This is a genomic window from Cohnella sp. WQ 127256 (assembly GCF_024519285.1).
In the GTDB taxonomy this organism is placed as follows: domain Bacteria; phylum Bacillota; class Bacilli; order Paenibacillales; family Paenibacillaceae; genus Cohnella.
In genome coordinates this window covers 256,714-282,661 of the sequence record NZ_JAMZCY010000009.1, presented here as the reverse complement: position 1 = coordinate 282,661, position 25,948 = coordinate 256,714, and the positions used below count along the sequence as shown (strand labels likewise).

23 protein-coding genes are annotated in these 25,948 nt (G+C 46.5%); 19 read left to right on the top strand and 4 right to left on the bottom strand.

What is annotated here, in order from left to right; all coding sequences use genetic code 11:
* Positions 1 to 65: 65 nt before the first annotated feature.
* The 4 genes from M1K58_RS24630 to M1K58_RS24615 all read left to right on the top strand — a co-directional run bounded on the left by M1K58_RS24630 (position 66) and on the right by M1K58_RS24615 (position 2,779).
* Positions 66 to 821 carry a hypothetical protein gene (locus M1K58_RS24630; protein ID WP_256761539.1) on the top strand — a complete coding sequence of 252 codons (756 nt, stop codon included), beginning with the start codon at positions 66 to 68 and terminating at the stop codon, positions 819 to 821.
* Positions 822 to 842: 21 nt separating this feature from the next.
* A complete protein-coding gene (locus M1K58_RS24625; RefSeq protein ID WP_256761538.1) occupies positions 843 to 1,958 on the top strand; it encodes an aminopeptidase in 1,116 nt (371 codons plus the stop codon).
* Between the two features lie 83 nt (positions 1,959 to 2,041).
* Positions 2,042 to 2,281 carry an HPr family phosphocarrier protein gene (locus tag M1K58_RS24620; RefSeq protein ID WP_256761537.1) on the top strand — a complete coding sequence of 80 codons (240 nt, stop codon included), beginning with the start codon at positions 2,042 to 2,044 and terminating at the stop codon, positions 2,279 to 2,281.
* Positions 2,282 to 2,488: 207 nt separating this feature from the next.
* The gene (locus M1K58_RS24615; RefSeq protein WP_256761536.1) at positions 2,489 to 2,779 is read left to right on the top strand and encodes an Fpa/YlaN family protein; all 291 of its coding nucleotides are present in this window, start codon (positions 2,489 to 2,491) and stop codon (positions 2,777 to 2,779) included.
* A gap of 42 nt (positions 2,780 to 2,821) precedes the next feature.
* Here the strand turns inward: M1K58_RS24615 and cax are convergent, their stop codons facing one another.
* Positions 2,822 to 3,880 carry a calcium/proton exchanger gene (cax, locus tag M1K58_RS24610; protein ID WP_256761535.1) on the bottom strand — a complete coding sequence of 353 codons (1,059 nt, stop codon included), beginning with the start codon at positions 3,878 to 3,880 and terminating at the stop codon, positions 2,822 to 2,824.
* A 190-nt stretch (positions 3,881 to 4,070) separates the two neighbouring features.
* Between cax and M1K58_RS24605 the strand changes: the two genes are divergently transcribed.
* The gene (locus M1K58_RS24605) at positions 4,071 to 4,448 is read left to right on the top strand and encodes an Asp23/Gls24 family envelope stress response protein (RefSeq protein ID WP_256761534.1); all 378 of its coding nucleotides are present in this window, start codon (positions 4,071 to 4,073) and stop codon (positions 4,446 to 4,448) included.
* 82 nt (positions 4,449 to 4,530) lie between these two features.
* On the opposite strand, the gene ftsW is transcribed toward M1K58_RS24605, so the two are convergent.
* Entirely contained in the window at positions 4,531 to 5,721 is a 1,191-nt protein-coding gene (gene ftsW / locus M1K58_RS24600; protein WP_256761533.1) for a putative lipid II flippase FtsW, read from the bottom strand.
* A gap of 19 nt (positions 5,722 to 5,740) precedes the next feature.
* Positions 5,741 to 6,085, bottom strand: a complete 345-nt coding sequence (locus M1K58_RS24595; protein ID WP_256761532.1) for a YugN family protein — start codon at positions 6,083 to 6,085, stop codon at positions 5,741 to 5,743.
* 267 nt (positions 6,086 to 6,352) lie between these two features.
* On the opposite strand from M1K58_RS24595, the gene M1K58_RS24590 reads away from it, so the two are divergent.
* The 11 genes from M1K58_RS24590 to M1K58_RS24540 all read left to right on the top strand — a co-directional run bounded on the left by M1K58_RS24590 (position 6,353) and on the right by M1K58_RS24540 (position 17,712).
* Positions 6,353 to 7,483, top strand: coding sequence for a M20 metallopeptidase family protein (locus tag M1K58_RS24590; protein ID WP_256761603.1), 1,131 nt, complete (start codon positions 6,353 to 6,355; stop codon positions 7,481 to 7,483).
* A 159-nt stretch (positions 7,484 to 7,642) separates the two neighbouring features.
* Complete coding sequence (locus M1K58_RS24585; RefSeq protein WP_256761531.1) at positions 7,643 to 9,316, top strand: DNA repair helicase XPB; 1,674 nt, start codon at positions 7,643 to 7,645, stop codon at positions 9,314 to 9,316.
* 29 nt (positions 9,317 to 9,345) lie between these two features.
* The gene (locus M1K58_RS24580; protein WP_256761530.1) at positions 9,346 to 11,337 is read left to right on the top strand and encodes a helicase-associated domain-containing protein; all 1,992 of its coding nucleotides are present in this window, start codon (positions 9,346 to 9,348) and stop codon (positions 11,335 to 11,337) included.
* Positions 11,338 to 11,411: 74 nt separating this feature from the next.
* On the top strand, positions 11,412 to 11,894 hold the full coding sequence (locus M1K58_RS24575; RefSeq protein ID WP_256761602.1) for a YlbF/YmcA family competence regulator: 483 nt from the start codon (positions 11,412 to 11,414) through the stop codon (positions 11,892 to 11,894).
* 32 nt (positions 11,895 to 11,926) lie between these two features.
* Entirely contained in the window at positions 11,927 to 12,190 is a 264-nt protein-coding gene (locus M1K58_RS24570) for a YlbG family protein (RefSeq protein ID WP_256761529.1), read from the top strand.
* 220 nt (positions 12,191 to 12,410) lie between these two features.
* Positions 12,411 to 13,493: an ABC transporter substrate-binding protein gene (locus M1K58_RS24565; RefSeq protein WP_256761528.1), complete on the top strand. Its 1,083-nt coding sequence runs from the start codon at positions 12,411 to 12,413 to the stop codon at positions 13,491 to 13,493.
* Positions 13,494 to 13,554: 61 nt separating this feature from the next.
* Complete coding sequence (locus M1K58_RS24560; protein ID WP_256761527.1) at positions 13,555 to 14,481, top strand: ABC transporter permease; 927 nt, start codon at positions 13,555 to 13,557, stop codon at positions 14,479 to 14,481.
* Complete coding sequence (locus M1K58_RS24555) at positions 14,481 to 15,275, top strand: ABC transporter ATP-binding protein (RefSeq protein WP_256761526.1); 795 nt, start codon at positions 14,481 to 14,483, stop codon at positions 15,273 to 15,275. Before M1K58_RS24560 ends, M1K58_RS24555 begins: the two co-directional genes overlap by 1 nt.
* 130 nt (positions 15,276 to 15,405) lie before the next feature.
* Positions 15,406 to 15,843 carry a hypothetical protein gene (locus M1K58_RS24550; RefSeq protein ID WP_256761525.1) on the top strand — a complete coding sequence of 146 codons (438 nt, stop codon included), beginning with the start codon at positions 15,406 to 15,408 and terminating at the stop codon, positions 15,841 to 15,843.
* Positions 15,844 to 15,977: 134 nt separating this feature from the next.
* The gene (locus tag M1K58_RS24545) at positions 15,978 to 16,883 is read left to right on the top strand and encodes a LysR family transcriptional regulator (RefSeq protein WP_256761524.1); all 906 of its coding nucleotides are present in this window, start codon (positions 15,978 to 15,980) and stop codon (positions 16,881 to 16,883) included.
* Complete coding sequence (locus tag M1K58_RS24540; RefSeq protein ID WP_256761523.1) at positions 16,873 to 17,712, top strand: PHP domain-containing protein; 840 nt, start codon at positions 16,873 to 16,875, stop codon at positions 17,710 to 17,712. The genes M1K58_RS24545 and M1K58_RS24540 overlap by 11 nt, the downstream gene beginning before the upstream one ends.
* A gap of 49 nt (positions 17,713 to 17,761) precedes the next feature.
* On the opposite strand, the gene M1K58_RS24535 is transcribed toward M1K58_RS24540, so the two are convergent.
* Positions 17,762 to 19,516 carry an Rqc2 family fibronectin-binding protein gene (locus tag M1K58_RS24535; RefSeq protein WP_256761522.1) on the bottom strand — a complete coding sequence of 585 codons (1,755 nt, stop codon included), beginning with the start codon at positions 19,514 to 19,516 and terminating at the stop codon, positions 17,762 to 17,764.
* Between the two features lie 178 nt (positions 19,517 to 19,694).
* Between M1K58_RS24535 and M1K58_RS24530 the strand changes: the two genes are divergently transcribed.
* The 3 genes from M1K58_RS24530 to purT all read left to right on the top strand — a co-directional run bounded on the left by M1K58_RS24530 (position 19,695) and on the right by purT (position 25,843).
* Positions 19,695 to 22,508, top strand: a complete 2,814-nt coding sequence (locus M1K58_RS24530) for a calcium-translocating P-type ATPase, SERCA-type (RefSeq protein WP_256761521.1) — start codon at positions 19,695 to 19,697, stop codon at positions 22,506 to 22,508.
* A gap of 130 nt (positions 22,509 to 22,638) precedes the next feature.
* Complete coding sequence (locus tag M1K58_RS24525; protein ID WP_256761520.1) at positions 22,639 to 24,618, top strand: outer membrane protein assembly factor BamB family protein; 1,980 nt, start codon at positions 22,639 to 22,641, stop codon at positions 24,616 to 24,618.
* A gap of 64 nt (positions 24,619 to 24,682) precedes the next feature.
* The gene (gene purT / locus M1K58_RS24520; RefSeq protein WP_256761519.1) at positions 24,683 to 25,843 is read left to right on the top strand and encodes a phosphoribosylglycinamide formyltransferase 2; all 1,161 of its coding nucleotides are present in this window, start codon (positions 24,683 to 24,685) and stop codon (positions 25,841 to 25,843) included.
* The last annotated feature ends 105 nt before the right edge of the window (positions 25,844 to 25,948 follow it).

Below are 25,948 nucleotides of genomic sequence, written 5' to 3'. Positions count from 1 at the left end.
TTCTTTTGTTTGTATATACGGGGCAAAAGGGGAGACGATACGGAGTAAAGTAAGGAGGGATTGTCTTGAAGGATAGGAAATGGAGGTTTGTCGTGATAGGTGGCGCAGCGCTACTATTGCTTAACGTTCAGGGTTGCATGAATAGTCCGTCCCAATTGTCTGCGAATGAAGCCTTTGCCTTATCTGCATCTGCACTGTCAGGGAGTGAGAGCTACGAATTCACTGGGGAAGTATCTATGTTCGACCCGAGCGGCACTGTCCGCAGGAAGGATGCTTATGAGGGGGAGGTGACCTCGCATGGGAATCTAAAGCTGCAATGGAAAAACTCAGATACGTTATCTACCTCAACCTCTGCCAATTCTCAACAGAAGACAGCTTATCGACCGTTGCAATTATTGGAATCCATAAAAGGTAAATCTGCGGTTATCTCTTATTCGGAGAATCCTGTAAGCTCACAACCCGTTCAATTTGAAATCAAGTTAGAGGATGCTACGGCTAAAGAACGAGTCGTTCAAGGGCTAAGAGATGAGCTTGCGCTCCTAGGAGCTGATAAAGACCTTCTGCGGGGTGATCCAGTGAAGGCTGACCAAATATTGCACGAGGCAAATATGAGGCTGGAGGCGACGTTGTCCACGCTACAGGTGACGACAGTGTGTCACTGGACTGCGGATGCGAGAAGCTGGTTTCCATCTCAGTTGAAAGAAGAAACTGTACTCTCTTATACATGGGATAACAAGTCATACAAAGAGAAGAGAATATCGGAAACGAATTTCACCAATAAGGCTCAAGGTGGTACAATGAGTAAGTCTAATATCGAATAGGGTAAAGGAGATTTTCCGATTATGCGAGATTCACGATTACAAAAACTAGCTGCCAATCTGGCGGGATATTCTGTAAAGGTACAGCCTGGTGATAATGTACTTATTGAAATGATTGGTTCCGAGCGCGAGCTACTGAAATGCTTAATTGAAGAAGTTGCCCGGTTAGGTGGGAACCCATTTGTTGAAATAGAGGACCGTTCTGTATTGAGGACGCTGCTTAACAATGCTAATGAAGAGCAACTGGCAACATGGGCTACCTATGACCTCGAGCGAATGAAGCAAATGCAGGGCTACATTGGCATCCGTGCCGGAGAGAATGTGAACGAGTTGGCTGATGTTCCTGCAGACAAGATGAAGCTGTTTGATCGGATTCATCGGCATCCTGTACATATGGAACAACGGGTGAAGAAAACCAAGTGGGTGGTGCTGCGCTACCCGAACAGTTCGATGGCTCAATTGGCTAATATGAGCACGGAAGCGTTCGAAGATTTTTATTTTGATGTATGCAATCTTGATTATGCTAAGATGGACCGCGCCATGGATCCTCTACAGCAATTGATGAGCAAGACGGATAAAGTTAGGATAGTTGCTCCTGAAACGGATCTGACCTTTTCTATTAAGGGGATCGGGGCTCAGAAGTGCTCAGGGGAGCGAAATATTCCGGATGGTGAAGTGTATTCTTGCCCGATTCGTGATTCCGTCAACGGAACGATCGCTTATAACACACCGAGTGTATATAACGGGTTTACTTACGAGAACATTAAGTTCACTTTCGAGAACGGTAAAATCATTAAAGCTACCGCTAATGATACTGATCGTATAAACGAGCTGCTAGATAGTGACGATGGAGCACGCCATATTGGAGAATTTAGTTTGGGATTCAACCCGTATATTTTGCATCCAATGAAAGACACCTTGTTCGATGAGAAGATCGCCGGAAGCCTCCATTTCACGCCAGGTCAAGCGTATGATGTTACGGACAATGGCAACAGATCCTCTATCCATTGGGATTTGGTACTTATTCAAAGACCAGAATATGGCGGAGGAGAAGTGTATTTCGACGATGTGCTAATACGTAAAGACGGAATTTTCGTTATTCCAGAATTAGAAGGGCTTAACCCAGAATCGCTAAAATAATACATTCCCCCTCTTGCGTGACTTTGGGGGAACAAGGTATGATGTGGAAGAGATTGCATGCCTAATATTTAGGAGGAGATACCATGTCTAACAACGCAGCTATTGTAGAATTGTCCCAAGTTGCTAACAAGTTTCGTTCTTCAATCGTTCTTCAAGCAGAGAACAAGTATATTGATGTCAAAAGTATTCTTGGATTGTTTACTACGTTAGTTGGTAATCTGTCCTATGAACTTCACGTTCATGGACCGGATGCCGAAGAAGCAAAGAAGGAATTAGGAGCGATTTTCGCGAAACATAGCTTGAATGTTAAAGTTGTGGAATAGTCAAAAATCAGCAACCAAATCGTATTATGCATGACATCTCGTCCTCTAGGACGAGATGTTTTTATATAAAGGGCAACCCTCGTCTTGTACTTCTGCGCGATATCGTCTAATATTAAACTGATAGCTAGAGATGGTTTACTTGCAACGTTTGATGATGACCAAAGCAGGTAGCTCTTTATTGGGAGTTTGGGCACAGGGGGAATGGGAATGGCAGCATCAGATACAATCATTGATCTGAATGAAAAGGCATCACGTCTACTTCAGGAAGATGCCGACAAAATCGAGAAATTGATCGCCATCCAGATGGAAAATCTGACAACCCGTAAATGCCCGCTATATGAGGAAGTGCTGGACACCCAAATGTACGGCTTCTCGAGAGCGGTTGATTTCGCGGTTCGGACGGGATTAGTAGAGGAAGAAGCGGGCAAATTGCTAATTAGCCAGCTGGAACGCAATCTGGCGATTTTATACGAAGCGTTGGAAACAAAAATAGAGTAGCACCCCACCAGGTGCTACTCTTCTTTTTTGTACCGAGGTTGTTCAGACGAAATAAAAAGATACGCCAAGTATAATATATACAATGAGAAGCAGCTTACCCTCGAACCAAGTCGTCGATCCATCCCTAGAAATAGAGGTCGCGATCAATACTGAGACTGCAATTGCGGCAAGCTCAATTGTAGTGAAGATGAGATTCATTTCTTTGCCGAAGAGTAAGCTAATAAAAACAAGTACGGGTGCGACGAATAAGGCGATTTGCAGGCTGCTTCCAATCGCGATCTCGATAGCTGCTCCCATTTTGTTTTTCAAGGCTAGCATAACGGCTGCACTGTGTTCTGCGGCGTTACCTACGATGGCGACTACAAACGCACCTACGAACAATTCAGACAAGCCAAAGCGCGAGGAGAAGGTGTCAAGCGTATGTACTAGCCATTCGCTAATGAAAGCGACCATGACGGTTGCGACGACGAGGAAAATAATCGATTTATTACGTGACCAGGCAGGCTCTTCGCCATGAGCGGCTTGGGTATCCACATGATCCTCCAGCATATCCTTGTGTGTCACCATGGAATAGATGAGCCATCCAACGTAAGCAATGATAAGTAAGGCAGCAACGATTATGCTTATATTCATTGTGTTGTGCTCGGAGATATGCTCTGTTTTAACGAAGATTGCCGGAATGAACAGAGCAATGATGCCGAGAAGCATCAGAGAGGCATTCTGACCAGCGAGATGGACGTTAAACTTCTGTTCCTTAAATTTTAAACCACCTACTAAAGCACTTACCCCCAGGACTAATAAGAGGTTACCGATAATGGCTCCTGTTAAGCTTGCTTTAACGATATCAAATAACCCTTCCTTGATAAGAAATATAGCGATAATAAGCTCTGCAGCGTTACCAAATGTAGCGTTAAGAAAGCCGCCCAATCGTTGACCAGCATAATGAGCGACGGATTCTGTGGCTTTGCCGAGAAGACCTGCGGCAAACAAAATCGCCAGCCCTGCGAACGAGAATTCGAGTACGGCTCCCCATTTCATGTAATGGGATACTGCACTGATGATAAAGGTTACGATAAGTAAAGGAAAAAACAGCTTTTTCATCCTATAAACACCAACTTCCATTTCGGTTTTTGTATTAATATTTACATTTATTACTATACCCAATTCATATAATGAAGTAAACGAAGGGATGAACATAATTGTTATGGGTTATGTTGGTTCGCTTACGGTTGATTCTGACCTAGTCTTCCATTACAATGGAAGCATACTAGGTTCGGGAGAGTGAGCCGCCATGACGGAAGAATTGCAACAAGGAATGATTAGAATTTCTGATGATGTCGTCGCAACAATAGCCGGATTAGCTGCATTGGAGACACCTGGAGTTGCCGCTATGTCGGGCGGGATCTCGGAAGGCTTAGCCAAACGGTTAAGTGGACGCAATGCGCAAAAGGGTGTATCCGTCGAAGTAGGGCAAGTCGAGGCGGCTATTGATTTAAGAATCGTTGTCCAATACGGTATTCCCATTCAAGAAGTCAGCCGTAGGCTGCAAGACAATGTTCGGGAAGCTGTGGAGAATATGACTGGACTGAATGTTGTGGAAGTAAACGTTAAGGTTGAGGGCGTAGCCTTCAAGGATGAGGAGCAAGAAGATCCGCATCGCGTGAAGTAAAAGCAAATAAGCATAAATTAAAACGTGATTAAGCAGCTGGAATCGGCGCTTAATCACGTTTTTTAATTTAGAAAATAGGAGGTTAGGCTTGGTGCCTTCTAGAATTGGTCGTAGGGGTTGCTTTCCCCACTCGATTATACTCTCTAGATATACTGAGGAGAACACCCATGCCAATAAGCAAGGTAAGCATAGAGGAACCCCCATAACTTATGAAAGGCAAAGTGACTCCAGTGATCGGAATAGCCCCACTAACTCCACCCATGTTAATAAGTGCTTGAATGGCAATTAGGGACACAAGACCGATCCCGACTAATGTACCGTAGATATCCGGACATCTCAGCGATACGATAAGGGCTCTCCATAGAAAAACGATATAAAACAAAATGAAAATCGTTGTTCCAACAAAACCAAGCTCTTCACCGATTACTGCAAAAATAAAATCATTGTATGCATAAGGCAGGTAGAACAATTTCTGAACACTATTGCCTAGCCCTGTACCCATTAATCCACCATGTCCGAAAGCCTCAAGAGAACGTAGCATATGATAGCCGCTCCCATCCGGATCTGATAAAGGATCTATGAAGGCTGTGAAACGGTCACCACGAAAGCCGAAATCGGCATCCGGGTTTATCAGGAAGTATAAGCTTGTCCCTAGTGCAGCCAGGCCAAGAAGAACACCAAATGACAGCATGATGTGCTTCAAGTTGGATCCGCCAGCAATGACGATAGCAGATGCACATAGCACGAGAATAACACAAGAGCCGAAATCCGGCTGTAACATTATGACGAAGGCGAAAAATCCGACAACGAGCATAACGGGGAGAAGCCCCTTCTTAAAGTCACGGAATTTCTCGTCTTTCTTCGCAATGATAGCAGCTAAATATAGGATGATGGCAAGCTTGGCAAATTCCGTCGGCTGAACACCGAAGGTGCCAACTCCAATCCAACTTGTAGCCCCGTTTCTTGTCTCCCCGATAATCGGAACGAGGATAAGTAGAACAAGGGTCCCAATAAAGAACAAAACGAATAGCTTCTTGTACTTCTGAAAATGAATGTTCATCATCACAAGCATGATAAAACCACCTAGCCCGACCCACATCAACTGGCGCTTCACGAAGTAAAGGGCGTCATTGTTGTAGGCGGGCTTGGAGACTGCCATGCTGGAGCTAGCACTGAACACCATGATAAGACCAAATCCCACGAGCAGAAGCGTCAGAATAAGCAACAGAAAATCTGGCGTGCCCCGCTGGCCACTCTCCGGAGAAGTCTTCATCGCTGATTCCTCCGTGCCACTAGGACAGTAGCTTTACTAATTCCTGCGTACGCTGTGTTGCAGCATTCAAGATTGTTGATGGTATCGGAGATTCATAATCGAGACCATGCGGGAATGTTGCTCGTCCAATATAGACAGCTTCAACTTCGAGAATAGCATGGGGATTTTCGAGCTTGCCTTCAACGGCTCTTGTCGTAATGCGTAAGAAATAATCTTCATTGTTCGTGCGATCGTGCAGCTTAAGGTCATATGTAGCACGACGATATTCCCACTGCCAGCGTACAAAGCCCAATTTATCACCGGATTCGTCCAGGTGTCCGAGGTCGCTGCGTAATCCGATTAATCCAGAATTGTCAAGTAACATGGAAAATCCTCCTTTGGAAGGTCGAAAAGCGTTATCCTTTTCCATGATAGTCGGTTTATGAGCCTTCTGCAAGCCTGCCGTCGATCACAAGTTCGAACGTTCATTGACAATTTCCAGCTTCCTTCCCTAGGGAGCGGTTACGGAGGCGATAGCTTTCTGATACAATGGTAACAATAGTGCGAGTATTCTCTCGTATTAATGGATCATAGGAAAGGGGGCGCCACCTTGACAGTTAATGAAAAAACACTACAGTCTCTATTTGAAGATATGGTGAAATGGCGCCGGCATTTGCATCAACACCCAGAGCTTTCTTTCCAAGAATATAAAACATCTCTAATGATAGCCGACCTGTTGGAGGGTTGGGGTCTTGAAGTACGTAGGGGTGTTGCTGGAACCGGCATTGTGGCTAAGCTGAGAGGCGATTTGCCTGGACGCACAATAGCCCTACGCGCAGATATTGATGCACTTGCGATTCAGGATGCAAAGGAATGTGCGTATCGATCTACGGTTACCGGAGTGATGCACGCATGTGGACATGACGGACATACGGCACAGTTGCTTGGAGTGGCTCGTTATTATAGCCTTCATAAGGAAGAGACAGCGGGGACTCGGGTATTCTTGTTCCAACCAGGTGAAGAAGTATTGCCTGGGGGCGCGATTCGCATGATTGAAGATGGAGCACTTGAAGGCGTTGATGCGATCTATGGCATCCATTTATGGTCGCCGCTAGCCTATGGAACTGCAACAACAAGGCCAGGACCCTTCATGGCAACGCCTGATGAATTTGAGATCGAAATTATAGGGCGAGGCGGACATGGCGGTTTGCCTCATGAAAGCAAAGATGCTCTGGTTGTGGGTGCATCGCTGGTTATGGCGCTTCAGACAATCGTCGCTCGCAATGTCAATCCGCTTGAATCGGCGGTACTGTCAATTGGTCGATTTACAGCAGGCTCAGCAAATAATGTAATTGCTTCAAGTTGTAAGCTAAGTGGAACGATTCGTTCCTTTAATAAGGAAACCCGATCTGTAGTTCGTAAACGATTGGAAAAGATCGTTAAGAATTGCTGTGAGATGTATGATTGCGAATACAAGCTACGCTATTTCGAAGGTTATCCGCCGGTCGTTAATGATGCGAAAGAAGCGGTGAGAGTTCTGCGCATCATCTCTGAGGTGCTACCGGAGACGGCTACAGGACCCTGCGAACCAGTCATGGCGGGTGAGGATTTCTCATACTATCTGGAACAGAAGCCCGGTTGCTTCTTCTTCGTAGGCGCTGGGGTTGAGGATGGGAGCTCCGCACCACACCATCACCCCCTTTTCGATATCGAGGAGAGAGCGATGCTCCATGCTGCTCAGCTGCTCATCTCGGTTGCGGACGACTCAGCTCAGGATGTGTAGTCGGATCGTTCGATGGGGCTAAAGGAAAATCATATTGAAGATGGAGGTCTATTTTCCGGTGATCGGGAAGTAGGCCTCTTTGCTATAGCTACCGGTTTTCAAGAAAATGCATTAACGATTCTAGAAAGGGAACGATGTAGAGGCAAGGAGGGATGCTGATTGAATACAACCCGCCCGTTATGGGTGCAATCGGATGGAATGCTGCTGCTCGATGAACGACACCCCGAATACGAGGTAACCCGAGAATTTCTTAAGGAAATTGCTGAACTACATAAGCGACCTGGCATATGGCACACTTATCATCTCACACAAGTTACATTATGGAATGCCGCAGCATTAGGTTGGAGCGCTCAGCTTGTGTTAGAGAGATTAGCTGAATTATCCCGTTACACAATTCCTCATACCGTGGAAGATGATATTCGCACACATATGGGGCGATACGGGAAATTTCGCTTAGTTAGCTCAGAGAACGGATTAACGCTGACAGCGGAAACCGAGGAATTGCTGGACATGTTATATGGTTGGGAAGATGTTGCATCGGTTTTCAGTGGCGTCGCCACCGGACTGGATATTGTCATTCCGACTTCTGCGCGAGGCTGGATTAAGCGTGAGCTAGCGGCGCGAGGGTTTCCAGTCAAGGATGAGGCTGGTTTTCACATTGGAGAGGCACTAGAGGTTTCATTGTGCAACGAAACAGCATCAGGTAATCCTATAGTGCTAAGAGACTATCAGAATGATGCGGTCCAAGCTTTACTCGGAAAAGGCGAATCGACCCATGAAGGCGGGAGTGGTATCGTAGTTCTTCCGTGTGGAGCAGGTAAAACGTGGGTCGGGATGGCTGCGATAGCCAGCCTAAAGTGTGCAACGCTTATTTTAACACCGAATAGAGTGTCCGTTACCCAATGGATCGCGGAGCTGCTTAAGAATACAACCCTTTCGGAGCAAGAGATTGGAGAATATACGGGACAGATGAAGAACGTGAAGCCGGTGACGGTTGCGACTTATCAAGTACTTACACATCGACGTTCCAAAGACGAAGAATATCCTCACCTACAGCTGTTCGTCAATCGAGATTGGGGACTCATTATTTACGACGAGGTTCATTTACTTCCGGCCCCCGTGTTTCGGATAACAGCAGACATACAAGCGACCAGAAGGCTGGGGTTGACGGCTACACTCGTGCGTGAGGATGGACGAGAAGGGGATGCGTTCGCCTTGATCGGTCCGAAACGCTATGAAGTACCGTGGAAAACAATGGAGAGAAAAGGTTGGATCGCGCACGCAACTTGTACAGAAGTAAGAGTACCGTTAGACGCAGAGACGGCGATATCTTATTCTACTGCATCTAAACGGAGTCGTCATCGGATCGCTGGAGAAAATCCACGTAAGACGGAAGTGGTTAAAAGCTTGCTACAGCGCCATAGTGGGAAGCCTACACTTGTTATTGGACAATATCTGGACCAGTTGCACAAGCTATCGAGTGAATTGTCCCTTCCCTTGATTACTGGCGAGATGCCCCATCTAAGTCGTAAGCTGTTGTTCGACCGATTCAATGAAGGTGATATCGATGTTCTCCTCGTGTCTAAGGTTGCAAACTTTGCAGTGGATCTACCGGATGCCACGATTGCGATTCAAGTGTCAGGTAGCTTTGGTTCGAGACAAGAGGAAGCGCAGCGGTTAGGTCGGATATTACGGCCAAAAAAGTCAGGTGCAGAAGCGACTTTCTATTCGTTGGTGAGCGATGGGACGGATGAGGTGGAGTTTTCGCGGAATCGAGGGCGATTTTTGTTGGAGCAAGGCTACCCTTATCACGTAGACCAGTGGGTCCACTGAGTGGTATCAACAGAGGGAGGAGTATACCGATGAATTTAACAATGTCTATAAAACGGCTTCCGGATGCGATTAAGCTGCTGATTGTTAGTGAACCGACGATCAAGAGTAGATCAGATCAAGGGCTGAAGCTCGAGGAAATATTGAGCAGCCACGAGTGGGCAACGACATGGGTACAACGATATGGGAAATCCTCTTGTTATCACGTTCTTAGAGGGATTCTCATTCGATTCGCTGCTCACCCTTTTGAGATTAAAGATCTAATCAACTCGTTGGAGCAGACGACGGCTATGACAGGAGCTGAAATTCGCATTTCCGTGGCACAGCTACGTAGAAGTGGTATCTTGTTTGCGGTTCGCAAAGCATGGGGAGATCAACTGCTCTATATCCCAACAGATAATGTTCCTCTTTGGCAGCACTTGCTGGTTCCCGTAAAGGGTGATGCTTTAACGGATTTGGTTTCACGTGAGATCACGTTTAAGCCCACACCTTATCGTCTTCCGTTGTCACTGGAATTGTTATCCGCTTGGCAGGCCATTCATCGTCAGCCGTTCTCCTGGACAACCAAGGGAAAGGGAGCTATTCCTCGTTCTTCCATTACTCGAATAGCGGAGGAGATGCGATTGACTTCAGAGGAATTGTCATGCTTATCCCTGGATTATCCGTTCCATGAACAATTACCTTCTCCCGTCGCATTGGCAATTGATGTTGGCTTGTGCTGCAAAGTACTACAGAAGGTGGGTAATGAAATCCGCATATCTGATTCTGAGCTGAACAACTGGATATCGCAGTCTCCTATGGAAGCGGATATTAGATTACATGAACTCGTCATGGACAGATACGGAGCCATTCAACCGGTATTGCATTTGACAGCATCGGTAATATTCTCGTTGAGAACGATGGAGTGGTACGAAGAGGATCAACTGCAAATTACAAGCAATCAAGAAGAATCGATAAATAAGTGGCTCGGACTTCTGGAAGCGTTCGGATGGGTGGAACGAGGCATTTGTCGTAATAAAGCTGTATTCAGGAAAAAGATTGGCCTTATCGGAGCGCAAGATGTCTTGCTTAACCTCTCCGACACCATAGGACTTCCGGCTATATTCGTACAGCCAGATGGTGAAATTCTCGTTCCGCCTGAAACAGGGCTAAGACAACGCTGGGTGCTAAATGAAATAGCGGATAGGGTGACTGCGGATGCTATATTTATTTATCGAATGTCCCCAAATGCTTGTAGCAGAGCCTTTAACAGGGGGTACACAAATAGCTTTGTTGTTGATTTTTTGCAGGTGGAAAGCCAATATACATTGCCGGGGCAGGTTGTCCAGGCACTAGAGGATTGGTTTAAGCCGCTTGGTAAAATATACTTTGCTGAAGTCATGCTACTTCGTACAGATAATAAGGATGTTGCGGAAATACTTAAACAAGATTCAGAGATGGCGGAGAAGCTAATCGAGCAAGTTGGGGATCGGGACTTTATCATCGACGCTGCCTCTTATCCGAAATTACGCACAAGACTACAGAAAATAGGTTTACCACCACTAGATAGAACGCAAGAGGGTTCCATTAATGACGATAATGTTGAAGCAAGTCATGATGAGGATGGAGAGGAGGAGTCGGGCTGGGTGTATAGACGTCATACGCTGTCCATGTTTGAATCAGATCGGACTTTACCGGACGCAAATGAACTGTTTCCAGGAGTATCGGATATTCCTGCAACGTGGATTACGACTCCTAGAACGTATCATTCATCCACTCGTAAGGAGTTGATCTTACGAGCAATTGCTTGGCAAGCATCCATTCGTATGGATCATAATGGAAGTGCTCAAGCGTTCGTACCCAAGGTAGTAAAGGACAATGGAGCAAGCTGGTCGGTCATGGGCCAATGGCAAATAAAGCTTAGTAACCAGGACGGAGAGAATGGGAACCCTAGCTCTAGGTCAGATTCGGTTATCCTAGAAGCGGATGAAATTAATGAAGTGATGATATTTATTCCTCCGCTGGAAGAGCTTGAAACCGTTTGACCGAAAAGGATCAATTTATGTTATTATAGTGGGGTATGGCAAAGCCGAAAGGTGAGGTGAGGCCGGTGGCCAGCATGATTCAAACCCTCCCTGCGGCAGAACAAGGTATTATGGAGAGCGTGAACGCGGATATGGCGTTACTCGTTTCCCATGCCTTCGAGCTGGGGGATTCGCTTAAAAAGTCCGCTTTTGCTGCGGAATATGTGTATTGGAAAGAACAACTGAGTCAAGACATCGAGGTGCAGAACCTAACGAAGCAATTCGCCAAGGCGAAAGAGAAGTTCGCTGAATGTGAACGGTTTGGAAGGTTTCATCCGGATTATAATGCCGCTCTGGACGAAGTGTATGCGGCGGAAAGCCGACTTGACCAGGTGGAATCCGTGCGAAAGTATAAAGCAGCGGAAAATTCTTTGGATGAATTGCTTAATGATATATCCCGTACGTTGGCACATGCCGTGTCGCAAACCATTAAGGTTCCTGACAATAATCCGAACCCCAAAGCATCAGGCTGCGGGAATGGCGGCAGCTGCTCATGCGGAAGCGGAGGCTGTGGTTAACTTAAGATCTGAGTTGAAGCAGGAGGTTAGATATGTTCGCCGAACGGACAGGTTATATCGTATGGTTTAGCGATTCGAAAGCAGCCAGAGGGCTGGATAAATACGGAACTTTGCATTACATGTCTCGGAAAATGCAGTATGCTGTCATGTACATGAATGCAGATGTGGCGGAGGATGCCGTTCGTAACTTGCAGCGGTTACCCTTCGTGCGTAAGATTGAACGCTCTTATCGTAATGAAATAAAAACAGAGTACGAGAAAAATGTACCTGACAAAACCCGGTTTTACGGATTGTAAAATCATCATATGGAATATGCGATACAGCGGGAAAGTTCTCTATTATGTAGAGAACTTTTCTGTTTTTTAAATTAGCCGATCAAATAAAAAAGATTAGAATTGACTAATAGTGAAATAGACTATTAAACTAGTAACAATTCATTGTATTACTGTACCTAGAGGAAGCGTTACAGCTTTAAGCTGATTAAGAAAAAAATAAAAATTGAAGAGGGGTCATGAAATGAAGAAGAAATTATTATCTACAGTCATGCTATCCGCTGCAGCACTACTCGTTGTAGCAGGATGCGGAAGCAAAAATGAAAACGCAAAAGAATCTGGAGCGGCATCACCGTCCGCGACTGCGTCAGCAACGACATCAGCTGCGCCTTCTGAATCGAACGCTACTGCGACCAAGTACAAGATCGCGATTTCTCAATATGTAGAGCATCCCTCGCTGGACGCTACTCGTGAAGGAATTATGGCAGCGCTTAAAGATGCAGGTATCGTCGAAGGGGATAACCTTACTGTAGACCTCAATATCGCACAAGCGGATTCCACGAACAATTTATCGATTGCTCAGAAAATTGCCGCAGAGAAAAATGACCTCATTATCGGTATCGCAACTCCATCCGCTTTATCCGTAGCACAAAGTGTAAAGGATACACCGATATTGTTCGCAGCAGTAACGGATCCACTTGCAGCAAACATCGTAACAAACCTTGACCAACCAGGTGGTAATGTTTCCGGAGCTTCTGACACAAATCCGCAAGCGATCAAGGATCTTATGGACTTCATCGCAAGTGATTTCCCGAATGTTAAGAACGTAGGTATTGTTATTAACGAAGGTGAAGAGAATGCGGTCATTATGGCGAAGATTGCTGAAGAAGCGTTAGCTGCCCATGATATTAAGCTTGTGAGAGCGGCAGCAGCTAATACTTCCGAGGTTAAGCAAGCAGCAGAATCGTTAATCGGTCGCGCCGATGCTATCTACATTACGCTAGATAATAGCGTCGTTAGCGCAGTGGAATCCATCATTCAAGTTGCCAATGATAAGAAAATTCCTTTCTTCTCAAGCGATAGAGATACTGTGGAGAAGGGTGCTTTCGCAACAGTTGGCTTCAAATATTATGACCACGGTTACCAAGTCGGTCAAATGGCTGTAGATGTTCTTAAGAATGGTAAGAAGCCTGCAGATATGAAAGTTACAATTCCAGATAAGCTTGATTTGATTCTTAATCTGAAAGCTGCAGAAGCACAAGGTATAACAGTTACGGATGCTATGAAGGATAAAGTTAAAGACAAAGAAACGAATATTATCCAGTAACAGAAATTGGGGTGGACGACTCCCGTCGTTCACCCCATTTCTCTCTTTAGGAGGCTAAACTATGCTTGATTCGATTTACGGTGCCACAGCGTCGGGTCTTCTCTACGCTTTAATGGCTCTAGGGGTTTATATCACATTCCGCATCCTAGATTTCCCTGATTTAACCGTGGACGGAAGCTACGCAACGGGAGGGGCGATCACAGCGGTTATGATCACGCAAGGCTATAATCCTATCTTTGCTACCTTGGCTGCATTTGCTGGGGGACTAGTGGCTGGTGCCTGTACGGGACTTCTACATACTAAGGGGAAAGTTAACGGACTATTGGCGGGTATCCTCATGATGATTGCCCTTTACTCCATCAACATTCGGATTATGGGGAAACCAAATACATCAATGGTTAACATGGACACTTTGTTGTCGCCGATCATGAAGCCGATAGGTTTGTTTATTCTTGTTGCTGGAATCTCCGTCATTATCGTGAAGCTATTGTTGGATGCATTCCTGCATACGGACATTGGTCTTGCACTAAGAGCGACGGGAGACAATGATAAAATGATTCGCAGCCTTGGCGCGAACACTGACCGCACTAAGATTCTTGGGATTAGCTTATCCAATGGATTGGTAGCGGTTTCTGGTTCGTTAATAGCACAGCAATCCGGCTTTGCGGATACTTCAATGGGTGTTGGGATTATCGTCATTGGTTTGGCTTCGGTCATTATCGGCGAAGCCATCTTAGGAGCAAGGACGGTATTCATCGCGACGCTAGCTGTTGTACTCGGTTCAATTGTTTATCGAATTGTTGTCGCTTTGGCACTGAGGAACAAGTTATTTCCTGCCTCAGATTTGAGGTTGGTTACTGCCCTTATCGTTATTGTTGCACTTGTCGTCCCTTATGTTCGTCGTGTCATGAGGCAGAAAAAGGTTGCGCGTAAACGAACTATGGAGCTTATGGCTTCGGTCTTACCTGGTAAAGGAGGTAATGCCTGATGCTGGACTTGATAAACGTAACTAAATTATTCAACCCGGGAACACCGGATGAGAAAATAGCTTTAATGAATGCAAACCTGAAATTTAAGCCTGCAGATTTCGTTACTGTCATTGGTAGTAATGGTGCCGGAAAGTCGACCTTAATGAATCTCATTTCTGGTGTAATGAAGCCCGATATCGGTGAAGTGAAAATCGATGGGAATGCGATTCAGCAAGTTCCCGAGTACAAGAGAAGCCGTTGGATCGGACGGGTATTCCAAGATCCGATGGCCGGTACTGCGCCTCGTATGACGATCGAAGAAAATTTGACGATGGCTTATAAACGGGGGCTAAGACGAGGACTGGGCTGGGGAGCGACATCGGCGAAACGGAAATTATTCCGCGAACAGCTCTCACGCTTAGGAATCGGTCTGGAGAATCGTATGAGTGCCAAGGTAGGATTATTATCAGGAGGTGAACGTCAAGCGCTTAGCTTGCTAATGGCGACGTTCACGAAGCCACAAATCCTCCTTCTGGATGAGCATACAGCAGCTTTGGATCCTGCAAGGGCAGAATTGATTACACGTCTTACAGAAGAGATTGTCCGCGATATGAAGCTAACGACACTCATGGTAACGCACAATATGGAGCAAGCGATCCGACTTGGTAACCGCTTAATTATGATGGATAAAGGCCGTATTATTTTGGATATTCCTGAAGAAAGGAAAACGAACTTAACCGTCGCACAGCTTCTAGGAGAATTTGAACGAATTAGTGGACATCAATTGTCAGATGATCGGATCGTTCTTGGGTAGCTAGTGAATAAGGAACATTTTATTTTATTGTTGAATCCTCGGGAATAGATGCGGTAAAATAGACTTAAGTTCCTAGGTGTTCATGGGTAGATTAAGTAAATATACCTAGAATCGGGAAGGGGATAGCCCGGTGAAGGATAAAAATACGGAGCGTTGGAATACTTATGAGCCATTCCATGTCGTTCTAGGGGATAAGAAAGTTGTCGATATCGTCATAACCAATCACGCTCGTACTCGTTGGACTGATCGGGTCGAAAGTGAGAAAACTGGTTACTCTGACATTGCCGAGTATTTGTGGGAATGTCTGAAGGAAGATCGTATCGTCTCTTATTATCGGAATGAGCAGGATGTGTATACGATCGATGAAGATCTCGTATTTGTTGCTGAGTTCGCTATAAGTGAGACCGAAACCGATTTACTGGGCAATCCACTGCATAAGATGATTATCGTAACCTTCCTAGGTAGAATGTCCGAAACAATGGAGCTCCGAGATTTGAAAACGTATTATTCTTGGTTGCGGCACTCTCGGCGTATGACACTAATTAAAAATAACCGTAAACGCCGTTAAGGCATTTATCATTTTCAAGACAGCCGGGTCGGAGGGGTAACCTCCCCCGGCTATTTATATCTAAGCTTCTGAAATGCTTCTGAAATTAATGTGATATCCTATATATAAAATAGCGAGTGGAAGGCGGAACTGGCATGGCTCTGAACGTACATCAACTTCATATCTTTTACACAGTGGCAGAGCGGGGGAGCTTCTCAGCAGCCGCTCAGACTCTACACATGACCCAACCGGCTGTTACGATGCAGGTGCAGGCCTTAGAGGAACGATTCGGGACCAAACTGCTGAATCGGACGACTAAGAAGCTGGGGCTGACGGAAGCTGGGCAGAGGCTGCTGCCGCAAGCTCGTAAAGCGGTAGAGCTGATGCGGGATACTGATGTGATGATGATTAAATATATAGAGGAATTAAAGGGGCGACTACAATTCGCCGCCAGCTTGACGATAGGTGAATATGTATTACCTAGAATGCTTGGACCGTTCTTGAAGCGATTCCCAGATGTATCTGTAGACATGAAGGTCATGAATACGACCGAAATTATTGACGCCGTCGCTCATCAAGGCCTGGATTTCGGTATTATTGAAGCTCCTTGTGATGTTCCTGGCTTCGACGTCGAGCCTGTTATGGATGACGAGTTGTTGTTAATTGTGCCGGCCGACCATCCTTATGCAACGAGGGAAAATGTAACGCTTGAAGAGGTCATCCGTGAGCCGATGGTACTTAGGGAGAAAGGCTCGGGAACCCGGCAGATTATGGAGGAAGAGCTACTTCGTCATGGCGTTACCGAAGCACAATTACATGTGATAAGCGAATTTGGAAGCACTGGAGCGATTAAGTCGGCGGTTGAGGCAGGATTAGGGTTATCGCTCTTGTCGGTATGGACCATTAAGCATGAAATTGCGCTTGGTTTGCTTAGACCTGTGAGAATAGCGGGAATTAGCTTTAGGCGGCAGTTTTACGCGGTTCGATTGCAATCTTCCTTGCTTTCCATGCCTGCCGCTGCTTTGTTGGATAATTTGAGGGAGCTGTCTCATGAACAATAGAGCCGATTTGCATTCTCATACGATAGCTTCAGATGGGATGTTCACACCTGCCGTCAACGTTCAAATGGCGAAGGAAGCGGGCTTGGCTGCTCTTGCGATCACTGACCATGATACAGTAGCTGGGATTAAGGAAGCTTTGGAAGCGGGGCAAGCTTATGGAATCACCATCGTTCCAGGTGTAGAGATGAGCACTGCTTTTGAAGGCAAAGATATTCATATTCTCGGTTATGGCATCGCAGTGGATGACCCTGTATTGCTTCAAAGGCTGCAGTCCCTTCGGAATGTGAGGAATAATAGGAACGAGGAGATATTAGCTAGATTAGGACAATTGGGGATGTCTGTCTCTCTTGATGAGCTTGAAATAGTTGCAGGCAAGTCTCAACAAAGGGACAGATCCATAGGTAGGCCTCATATTGCTCAAGTTCTACTCGATAAAGGCTACGTTCAAGATATTAGAGATGCATTTGATCGTTTTCTAGCTGAAGGAATGCCGGGCTATGTGAGTCAGACACGTATAGCTCCAATGGAGGCAATCCGCTGGATTCATGAAGCGGGTGGCAAAGCTGTTATTGCACATCCAGGAATATATTCCGATGATGATTTAGTTTTGTCTATCCTCGATGCAGGTGCGGATGGATTAGAAGCCTTCCACTCCGATCACGATGCTCAAATGGAACAGCGATATGTTAGCTGGGCGGAAAACAGGGGCAAGCTCGTGACCGGCGGCTCAGATTTTCATGGCGTTAGGGATGGAGTCGCATTTCATGGCGCAATCGGCAGTCGTACGGTAGATGCTGCTGTTGTTCATCGGCTCCTCGCAACGCAATAAACCCCTCTCCAAGCCATGGAGAGGGGCGGCGAATAGGAACCAATCGGGGTTATGCTTTTACAGTTGAAGGCATTTGTTGAATTAGGCTCTCATCCGGTGTGACAAACAATGTTTTTTGTCCATCATAGATGACGAACCCCGGTTTTGCCCCGTTCGGCTTACGCACATTACGAATTCGGGTATAATCGACCGGAACGCTGCTTGAAGCCTTCGCTTTGCTATAATAGGCAGCGAGTACAGCTGCTTCATGCAAAGTTGCTTCTCCGAATTCCACACTGCGGATAAGAACATGGGAGCCGGGAATGTCTTTTGTATGTAACCAGGTGTCAGAAGACATCGCCAATCGGTTGGTGACATAGTCGTTCTGAGTATTATTTTTACCGACATAGATCGGAATTCCTTCACTTGATGTATAACAAAGAATAGAGGGGGTATTTTTCTTTTTCTTCTTCATTCCACGCTTTAGACCCCGTTCGCGAATATAACCTTGCTCGATAAGCTCTTCCCGAATTTCTCCAATATCGTTCGGAGTTGCGGATTCCAGACCTTGTAGCACGGATGCTAAGTATTCCATTTCCGTCATGGTCGATTGGATTTGCTCCGTAACAATCGTTCGACTGTTTTTCAGCTTATTATACTTACGGAAATAACGCTGCGCATTTTCATTAGGTGTTAACAGATGATCCAAGGCAATGGACCTCGTTGGCTGGTCTTCCTCGTAATAATCGATGACGTCAACGGACTTATCGCCACGTTTGAAGGCATGCAGATGAGCGGTAAGCAATTCACCCAACCGGCGAACGAGATCTGCCTCGTTGGCTTCTTTGAGCGTATCCTTCAGCTTGAGCAGCTTTTTCTCATTTTTGGCCATTTCATTCAGTAGGAAGCGATTCAAATCTGTCGTACGTTGCCGTACTAAGTCCCGAGAAGCTTTTTCACGGTAGAATACATCTAAGCATTCATGCATCGACGCGAAGGTTTGGATTTCTCCTTGAGCCTGCGTTAATGCGATTGCTGAGAATAGGGCTTTGCCTTCATCCGTGACGACAATGTTCGGCTCGTATTCATGCAGAGAAACCTGCTTCATTACTTTTTCGAAAATCGACCAGTCACTCTGTTGTTGTTCCGTTGCCCGATAGGCAATCTCACGGGTAAGAAGTGGACTTAGTCCTGTATAGGCATTGAGCAGTGCAGATGAGATGCTATTCAGACGATCCTGTTGATCCGCGTTATGAAATTGAGTAAATTGAGCGAGCATAGCTTCATAGCTAGCTTGGGATTCGTCCAGCGGATTTACTTTATCTTGTGATGGCGGGGACACATAAAGGCTGCCAGGCAATACGACACGATGACTGCTGATGGCAGGAGTAACATGTCGAATCCCATCATGAATGATGCCAGTAACCGGGTCGAGTAAAATTAAGTTACTATGACGCCCCATAATTTCAAGTACGATTGTTTTGAAGGAGGAGTCCCCTAATTCATCACGATGGCGAATATCAATTTCTACGATTCTCTCTAATCCAACCTGCCGAATTGCCTCGATTACGCCACCTTCACAATATTTGCGCAGCAGCATACAGAACATAGGCGGCTCTTGTGGATTCGCCCAGGTTTGCTCGGTCCAGTGTATACGCGGCATCGAAGGATGCGCTGACAGTAGCAGCTTCCCATTTATACCTTGCCCTCTAATATGCAGAAGGAGTTCATTATCTGTTGGCTGATAAATTTTATGAATACGAGCTTTGACGCAAGTTTGCAGCTCGTGTACTAGCGCTCGGGTGACGATTCCATCCAATGACATAGCGATTGCTCCTAATACATCCCTGTGGATGTGTGATTTTCTGTATTCCTATGATGCCATACATCCATACAAAGGGAAAGCTTTCATGAGTAATGTAGACAACCTTAGGGGATATTTCCCGGCTTGTCTGAATACATATAGGTCATAAATGCGGATAAGACGGAAGGGGATGACCATTGTGGAAGGAAAGGCATGGCATCAGCTTAGTGAGGAGCAACTGTTCGAGGTGCTGGATTCCGATCACAAGAAAGGTTTAACGCAGGATGAAGCAGCTAAGCGCATGGAGGCCAAGGGCCCAAATGAGCTTGCAGAAAAGCAAGGTGAATCACCACTCAAGCTTTTGTTAAATCAGTTTAAGGATTTTATGGTACTTGTCCTGTTAGGGGCTACTGTGGTCTCTGGATTGCTCGGAGAGATGCTGGATGCCCTTACTATTGTTGCGATCATTTTGATTAATGGTGTTCTAGGCTTCTATCAAGAGTATCGAGCAGAGCGTTCACTTCGTGCACTTAAAGAGCTGTCCGCCCCATCGGCTAAAGTTATCCGGGGAGGTGAGTATCAGCAAATCGCTGCCCGTGAGCTTGTCCCTGGTGATTTGGTGCTTCTGGAGAGTGGGGACCGGGTTCCTGCTGATCTTCGATTTATCGAATGTAATGAGTGCTCCATTGATGAGGCAGCTTTAACGGGAGAGTCCGTTCCGGTCGTTAAGGAAGCAGGAAGTATTGCAGCATCTGAGCTTCCTCTTGGGGATCGCAGAAACAGTGGGTATTTGGGCACGATGGTAACCCGAGGAACCGCTAAGGGTGTTGTAACCGTAACAGGCATGAATACGGAGATGGGGAAAATTGCCGATCTCATTCAACAGACGGATGAGGCGGATACGCCGCTACAGCATCGCTTGGAGCAGCTTGGTAAAATTCTGATCATTGTGGCGCTTATTCTTACCGTCGTTGTTGTTCTTGCAGGTATTTTGCACGGACAGCCTATGTACGAAATGTTCTTAGCGGGGGTTAGCTTGGCTGTAGCGGCAATTCCGGAGGGGCTACCTGCGATCGTAACGATCGCTCTTGCTCTGGGTGTGCAGAGAATGATCAAGCGAAGGGCTATCGTTCGCAAGCTTCCTTCTGTTGAGACGCTCGGCTGTGCTTCGGTAATTTGCTCAGACAAAACGGGAACGTTAACGCAAAATAAAATGACGACGACTCAGGTCTGGCTCGGAGGAAGAACGATTGAGGTCACGGGGGAAGGCTACGAACCGGTTGGAGTGCTACGGGAAGCCGGTAAAGGAATCGATGTCAAGGGCGATCCTTCTCTGCGGAGGCTGACCCAGATTGCAGCGCTATGTAATAACTCAGATTTGTCCCAGCAAGAGAAAGGCGATGATCAGAAGAAACGTAAATCCGGTAAAGGGGAGCAATCGACCGGAGATTCACTGGAATGGAGAATTAAAGGGGATCCGACTGAAGGTGCCTTGCTCGTGCTCGCAGCCAAAACAGGGCTCGCAAAATCCACACTCCAAACCTTGTACACACGCATTAAGGAATTCCCCTTTGATGCAGAGCGCAAACGGATGTCTGTCCTTGTATCCCATCAAGGAGGTAAGCTCATCTGTACGAAGGGAGCTCCTGATCTGTTAGTCGGACAATGCTCTTATGTATTGTGGGGAGATCAGGTTGTTCCGTTTACAGGGACGCTGAAAACGAAGGTACTGCAGGCCAATGAAGCGATGGCCAGAGATTCACTGCGAGTACTTGGCTTAGCTTATCGTGAAGTGAAGTCCTATGACGAATGTGATAGTAGTGAGCAAGCGGAAACCGGGCTTATTTTCGTAGGCTTGACAGGGATGATGGACCCACCGCGTAGAGAGGTTAAGGAAGCGATCAATAAATGCCGCCAAGCAGGTATTAAGACCGTGATGATTACGGGCGATCACGGGACAACCGCGGAAGCGATCGCGAAGACGTTAGGCATTATGGAGCGCGGCAGCCGTGTCGTAACGGGATCTGAGCTGTCACACATGAATGATGATGATCTGGAGAAAATCGTGGATGACGTTCAAGTGTATGCCCGTGTATCGCCGGAGCATAAGCTGAGAATCGTACAAGCGCTGCAACGGCGTGGACACGTGGTGGCAATGACGGGGGATGGCGTTAATGACGCGCCTGCTGTTAAAGCAGCTGATATCGGCATCGCGATGGGGATATCTGGGACGGATGTGACCAAGGAAGCGTCCGCGCTTGTGCTCGCTGACGACAATTTTTCGAGCATTGTCGCCGCTGTTGAGGAAGGGCGAGGGATTTACGAGAATATCCGTAAATTCATTAGGTATCTACTCGCGTCCAACGTTGGAGAAATTATGACGATGTTCATGGCGATGATGGCGGGGTTACCGTTGCCACTCGTTCCGATTCAGATCTTATGGGTGAATTTGGTCACTGACGGATTGCCAGCTATGGCACTCGGCGTAGACCAAGCTGAGAGCGATCTTATGCAGCATAAGCCACGCTCAGCCAAGGAAAATATATTTGCTCGTCGTCTAGGCTGGAAAATCATAAGCCGTGGTATTCTCATTGGTGTCTGTACTCTAGGGGCATTTGTGCTTGCGTTGAATGCAGGAGCGGGGCATCCAGAGCAGCTCATTCATGCACAAACAGTTGCTTTCGCTACATTGGTCATGGCACAGCTGATTCACGTGTTTGATTGCCGTAGCTCCCGATCGATTTTCCACCGCAGGTTATTGGAAAATAAGTTTCTTGTACTAGCCGTATTGTCATCTCTTGTCCTCATGCTTGCCGTACTCTATATCGAGCCATTACAGCCCGTATTCAAAACCGTTCCGTTAGACTTGCGCGATTGGGCGCTTGTCCTGGTCGCAGCTGGCATCCCTACATTCGCGATGGGGATCGGAAGCGTCATGGGGACTTCGAAGCAAAAGAAAGGTCGCAAGATCACCTACGGTGGAAGCTCAGCGCCACCTACAGTCGTGAGATAATGTATCCATATTATTCATCCAGCCTGTGTATCTGTCTGTTCCAATTGGAGCTGCAGGTCACAGGTTTTTCTAATATTTGGGATTTATTATGCTATAATGTCTTATTAAATAAACTGGGGGTTATACAAAATTGAATGCTTCCTCATTCCTTTCCATCGTTGTTTGTTTGAGCTTGCTCATCCTAAGTGGTTGCAGTAGTGACACACCCGCTTCTAATCCATCCTCCTTGATCCAGCCTACAGCTTCCATAATCCAATCTATTAATGCCTCGGATAGCTCTCAGATTGTTCAAGCTAACGTTTACAGCACTGCCTTAGATCGTGAGATGGATCTGTCTATTTATCTTCCACCAGGCTATAGCCCGGATACTCATTACCCAGTACTTTATTTGCTATATGGCTATGGAGGCACCCCTGATTCATGGTTTAGTTATTTGAAAATTAACCAAGTTGCTGATCGGCTTCTTCAAGAAAACAAAATTGATCCTTTAATTATCGTAGCTCCAGATTACAGGAATAGCTTTGGTGTTAACTCCAAAGTGGGTGAAGGTAAAGATCCCGGTAGCGTTGATATAGGGAGCTATGAAGACTACCTCGTTCAAGATGTCATTTCTTATGTTGATGGTCATTATAGTACCCAGGCATCCAAGGAGGGGCGGTACATCGGGGGCATATCTATGGGAGGCTATGCTGCGTTATTCCTCGGATTCTCACACACCGAGCTTTTCAGTAAGGTCGGCGCGCATAGCGCTGCGATCTGGAACTATACGCCATCGGACATGTATACGGATCAGCGGGATTGGCTATATGCGAATGAGACTTTACGTCAAGCAAGAGATCCATTTAAGCTGGCTGAGCATAAGAAGCTAGACGCAACCCAAGTTTACTTAGATGCTGGCAATAGTGATGGGTTAGCGGAGAAAGATTACGATTTGTATGAGCTGCTCCGTGCGAAGAATATCGATGCGCAGTGGGTTCCGAATCCAGGGGGGCATGATTCAGCGTATTGGTCGGGACAAATGGAAAATTACTTTCTCTTTTACGCTGGAAAGCAACCTACCACCTCTCAATCGTCCCCTCAAGAAATTTGGAAAGTCCAAACCGGAGGTCGGATCACTTCTTCACCGCTGTTAGTCGAAGGAAATATATACTTCGGTAGTGATGATCATAAGCTGTATGCTGTCGATTCCGAAACGGGTCAGGTGGCTTGGAGCTTTACTGCAGATAGTCAAATTCGATCAAGTCCGAAGTCCAATGGATCATCAATCCTATTCCAAAGCCACAAAGGCACCCTCTATAAATTAAATGCTTCATCTGGAGTACAGGAATGGACCGTAGCTTTTGATGCTCCAGTTCCTCAAGCTGAGCAAGACGAATGGGACTATTATGATTCCTCAGCATCCATGGATGAGGAGGTTCTGTATGTAGGCAGAGCCGACTCTCGTCTCTACGCATTAAACACAGCTACTGGAAAGCAGCTATGGAGCTACGAAGCGGCTGGACCTATTAAGAGCTCACCGATTTATGATGATGCTTCCGTATATTTCGGAGACTGGGAAGGTTATTTATACGCTGTCGACAAGAAGACCGGGAACTTGCTGTGGTCTTACCATACGGAGCCTAATAACCATCATAAATCAATACAATCAACTCCAGTTATTCATAAGGATGTGATCTACTGGGGCTGTCGTAATTTCGAGCTGTATGCTTTAGATGTTAAGACCGGTAAGCCACTCTGGGAACAATCTGCTCCAGCTTGGGTTGCCTCCCCCATTTATCAGAATGATACCCTCTATGTAGGGAATTCAAACGGTGATTTCATGTCCGCAGTTGATCCGAAGACAGGAAAGGAAATATGGCGCTTTGATACAAGCAGTAATGTGCTATCTGCTCCTGCCTTCGAGAACGGTCTGCTGATTTTCGGATCCGGTTATGCTTATTCTAATATGGAGAAGGAAGAGTATTTGTACGCTGTGGACGCAAGCTCAGGTCAATTAGTGTGGAAACTAGCTACGGATAAAATCCAATCGACCCCTGTCGTAGCCAATGGTGTCGTGTACTATACCGGATTTGACGGGGCGTTGCACGCTATTCTATTGAGCCTTAGCTAAAAAATATCGCGCTCCATCGTGTATAATGGACGTTATTGAATATCCATAATGGGGGAATTGGTTCATGCTTAAAGGCAAAAAGTTGTTGTTGCTCGGGTCTGGAGAGCTAGGCAAAGAAGTGATCATCGAGGCACAGCGTCTCGGAATTGATACTGTCGCGGTCGACCGATATGATCAAGCACCAGCGATGCAGGTTGCACACCGCAGCTATGTTATCGACATGCTTGATCGCCAAGCCCTTCGTGATGTCGTTGAGCGGGAAAAGCCGGACTTGATCGTTCCGGAAATCGAAGCCATCGCGACTGCAGAGCTTGTGAAGCTTGAAGACGAAGGCTATCGTGTTATTCCCACCGCTCGCGCTGCACAATTGACGATGGACCGTGAAGGGATCAGGAGATTAGCCTCAGAGACTCTTGGAGTACCCACAGCAGGTTATCAATTTGCCGACACCTATGAGCAATTTGTACTAGCCGCACGAGAGATGGGCTTTCCTTGTGTGGTTAAGCCGCTCATGAGCTCTTCCGGCAAAGGCCAGAGCGTTTGCCGTTCAGAGGAAGATTTGGATCGCTGCTGGACGATCGCCATGGAAGGCGGTAGAGTTCAACAGATGAGGGTTATTGTTGAAGAGTTTATTACCTTCGAGTCGGAAATCACGTTATTAACGGTTCGCACGGTAAACGGCACGATGTTCTGCGCGCCTATCGGCCATATCCAGAAGGATGGAGATTACATCGAATCCTGGCAGCCACATGAGATGACTGATGCACAGATCGAAGAAGCGAAGAGAATCGCAAACACCGTCACAGATGCTTTGGGCGGGTATGGGGTTTTCGGAGTGGAGCTGTTTCTATCCCAGGATAAAGTGTATTTCAGCGAGGTTTCTCCACGTCCTCATGATACCGGATTAGTGACATTAGTGAGTCAGAACCTATCTGAATTCGCGCTTCACGTGCGAGCCATATTGGGATATCCGATTCCGGAAATTTACGTTACGACACCTGGAGCAAGTCGGCCACTTAAAGCGGAAGCTGAGCTAGCTGAATACCGAGTTGAGGGTGTTGAGGAAGCGTTGTCCATTCCAAACACTCAGGTTCGTGTATTCGGGAAACCCGTTACGAAGGCTGGTCGTCGCATGGCAGTTACTCTTTCTACTGGTAGCTCCGTCAGTGAGGCACGAGAAAGAGCAAAGCAGGCGCTGGACAAACTCCACATTATCGGAGAATAAACATTACGGATAGTCGGAAAAGTGCAAACAAACAGAGGATTGTTGTATGCTCATCCCGCGCGATGCCCGTTATGATTAATGTAGGTTATTAATCATAGTGAGCTT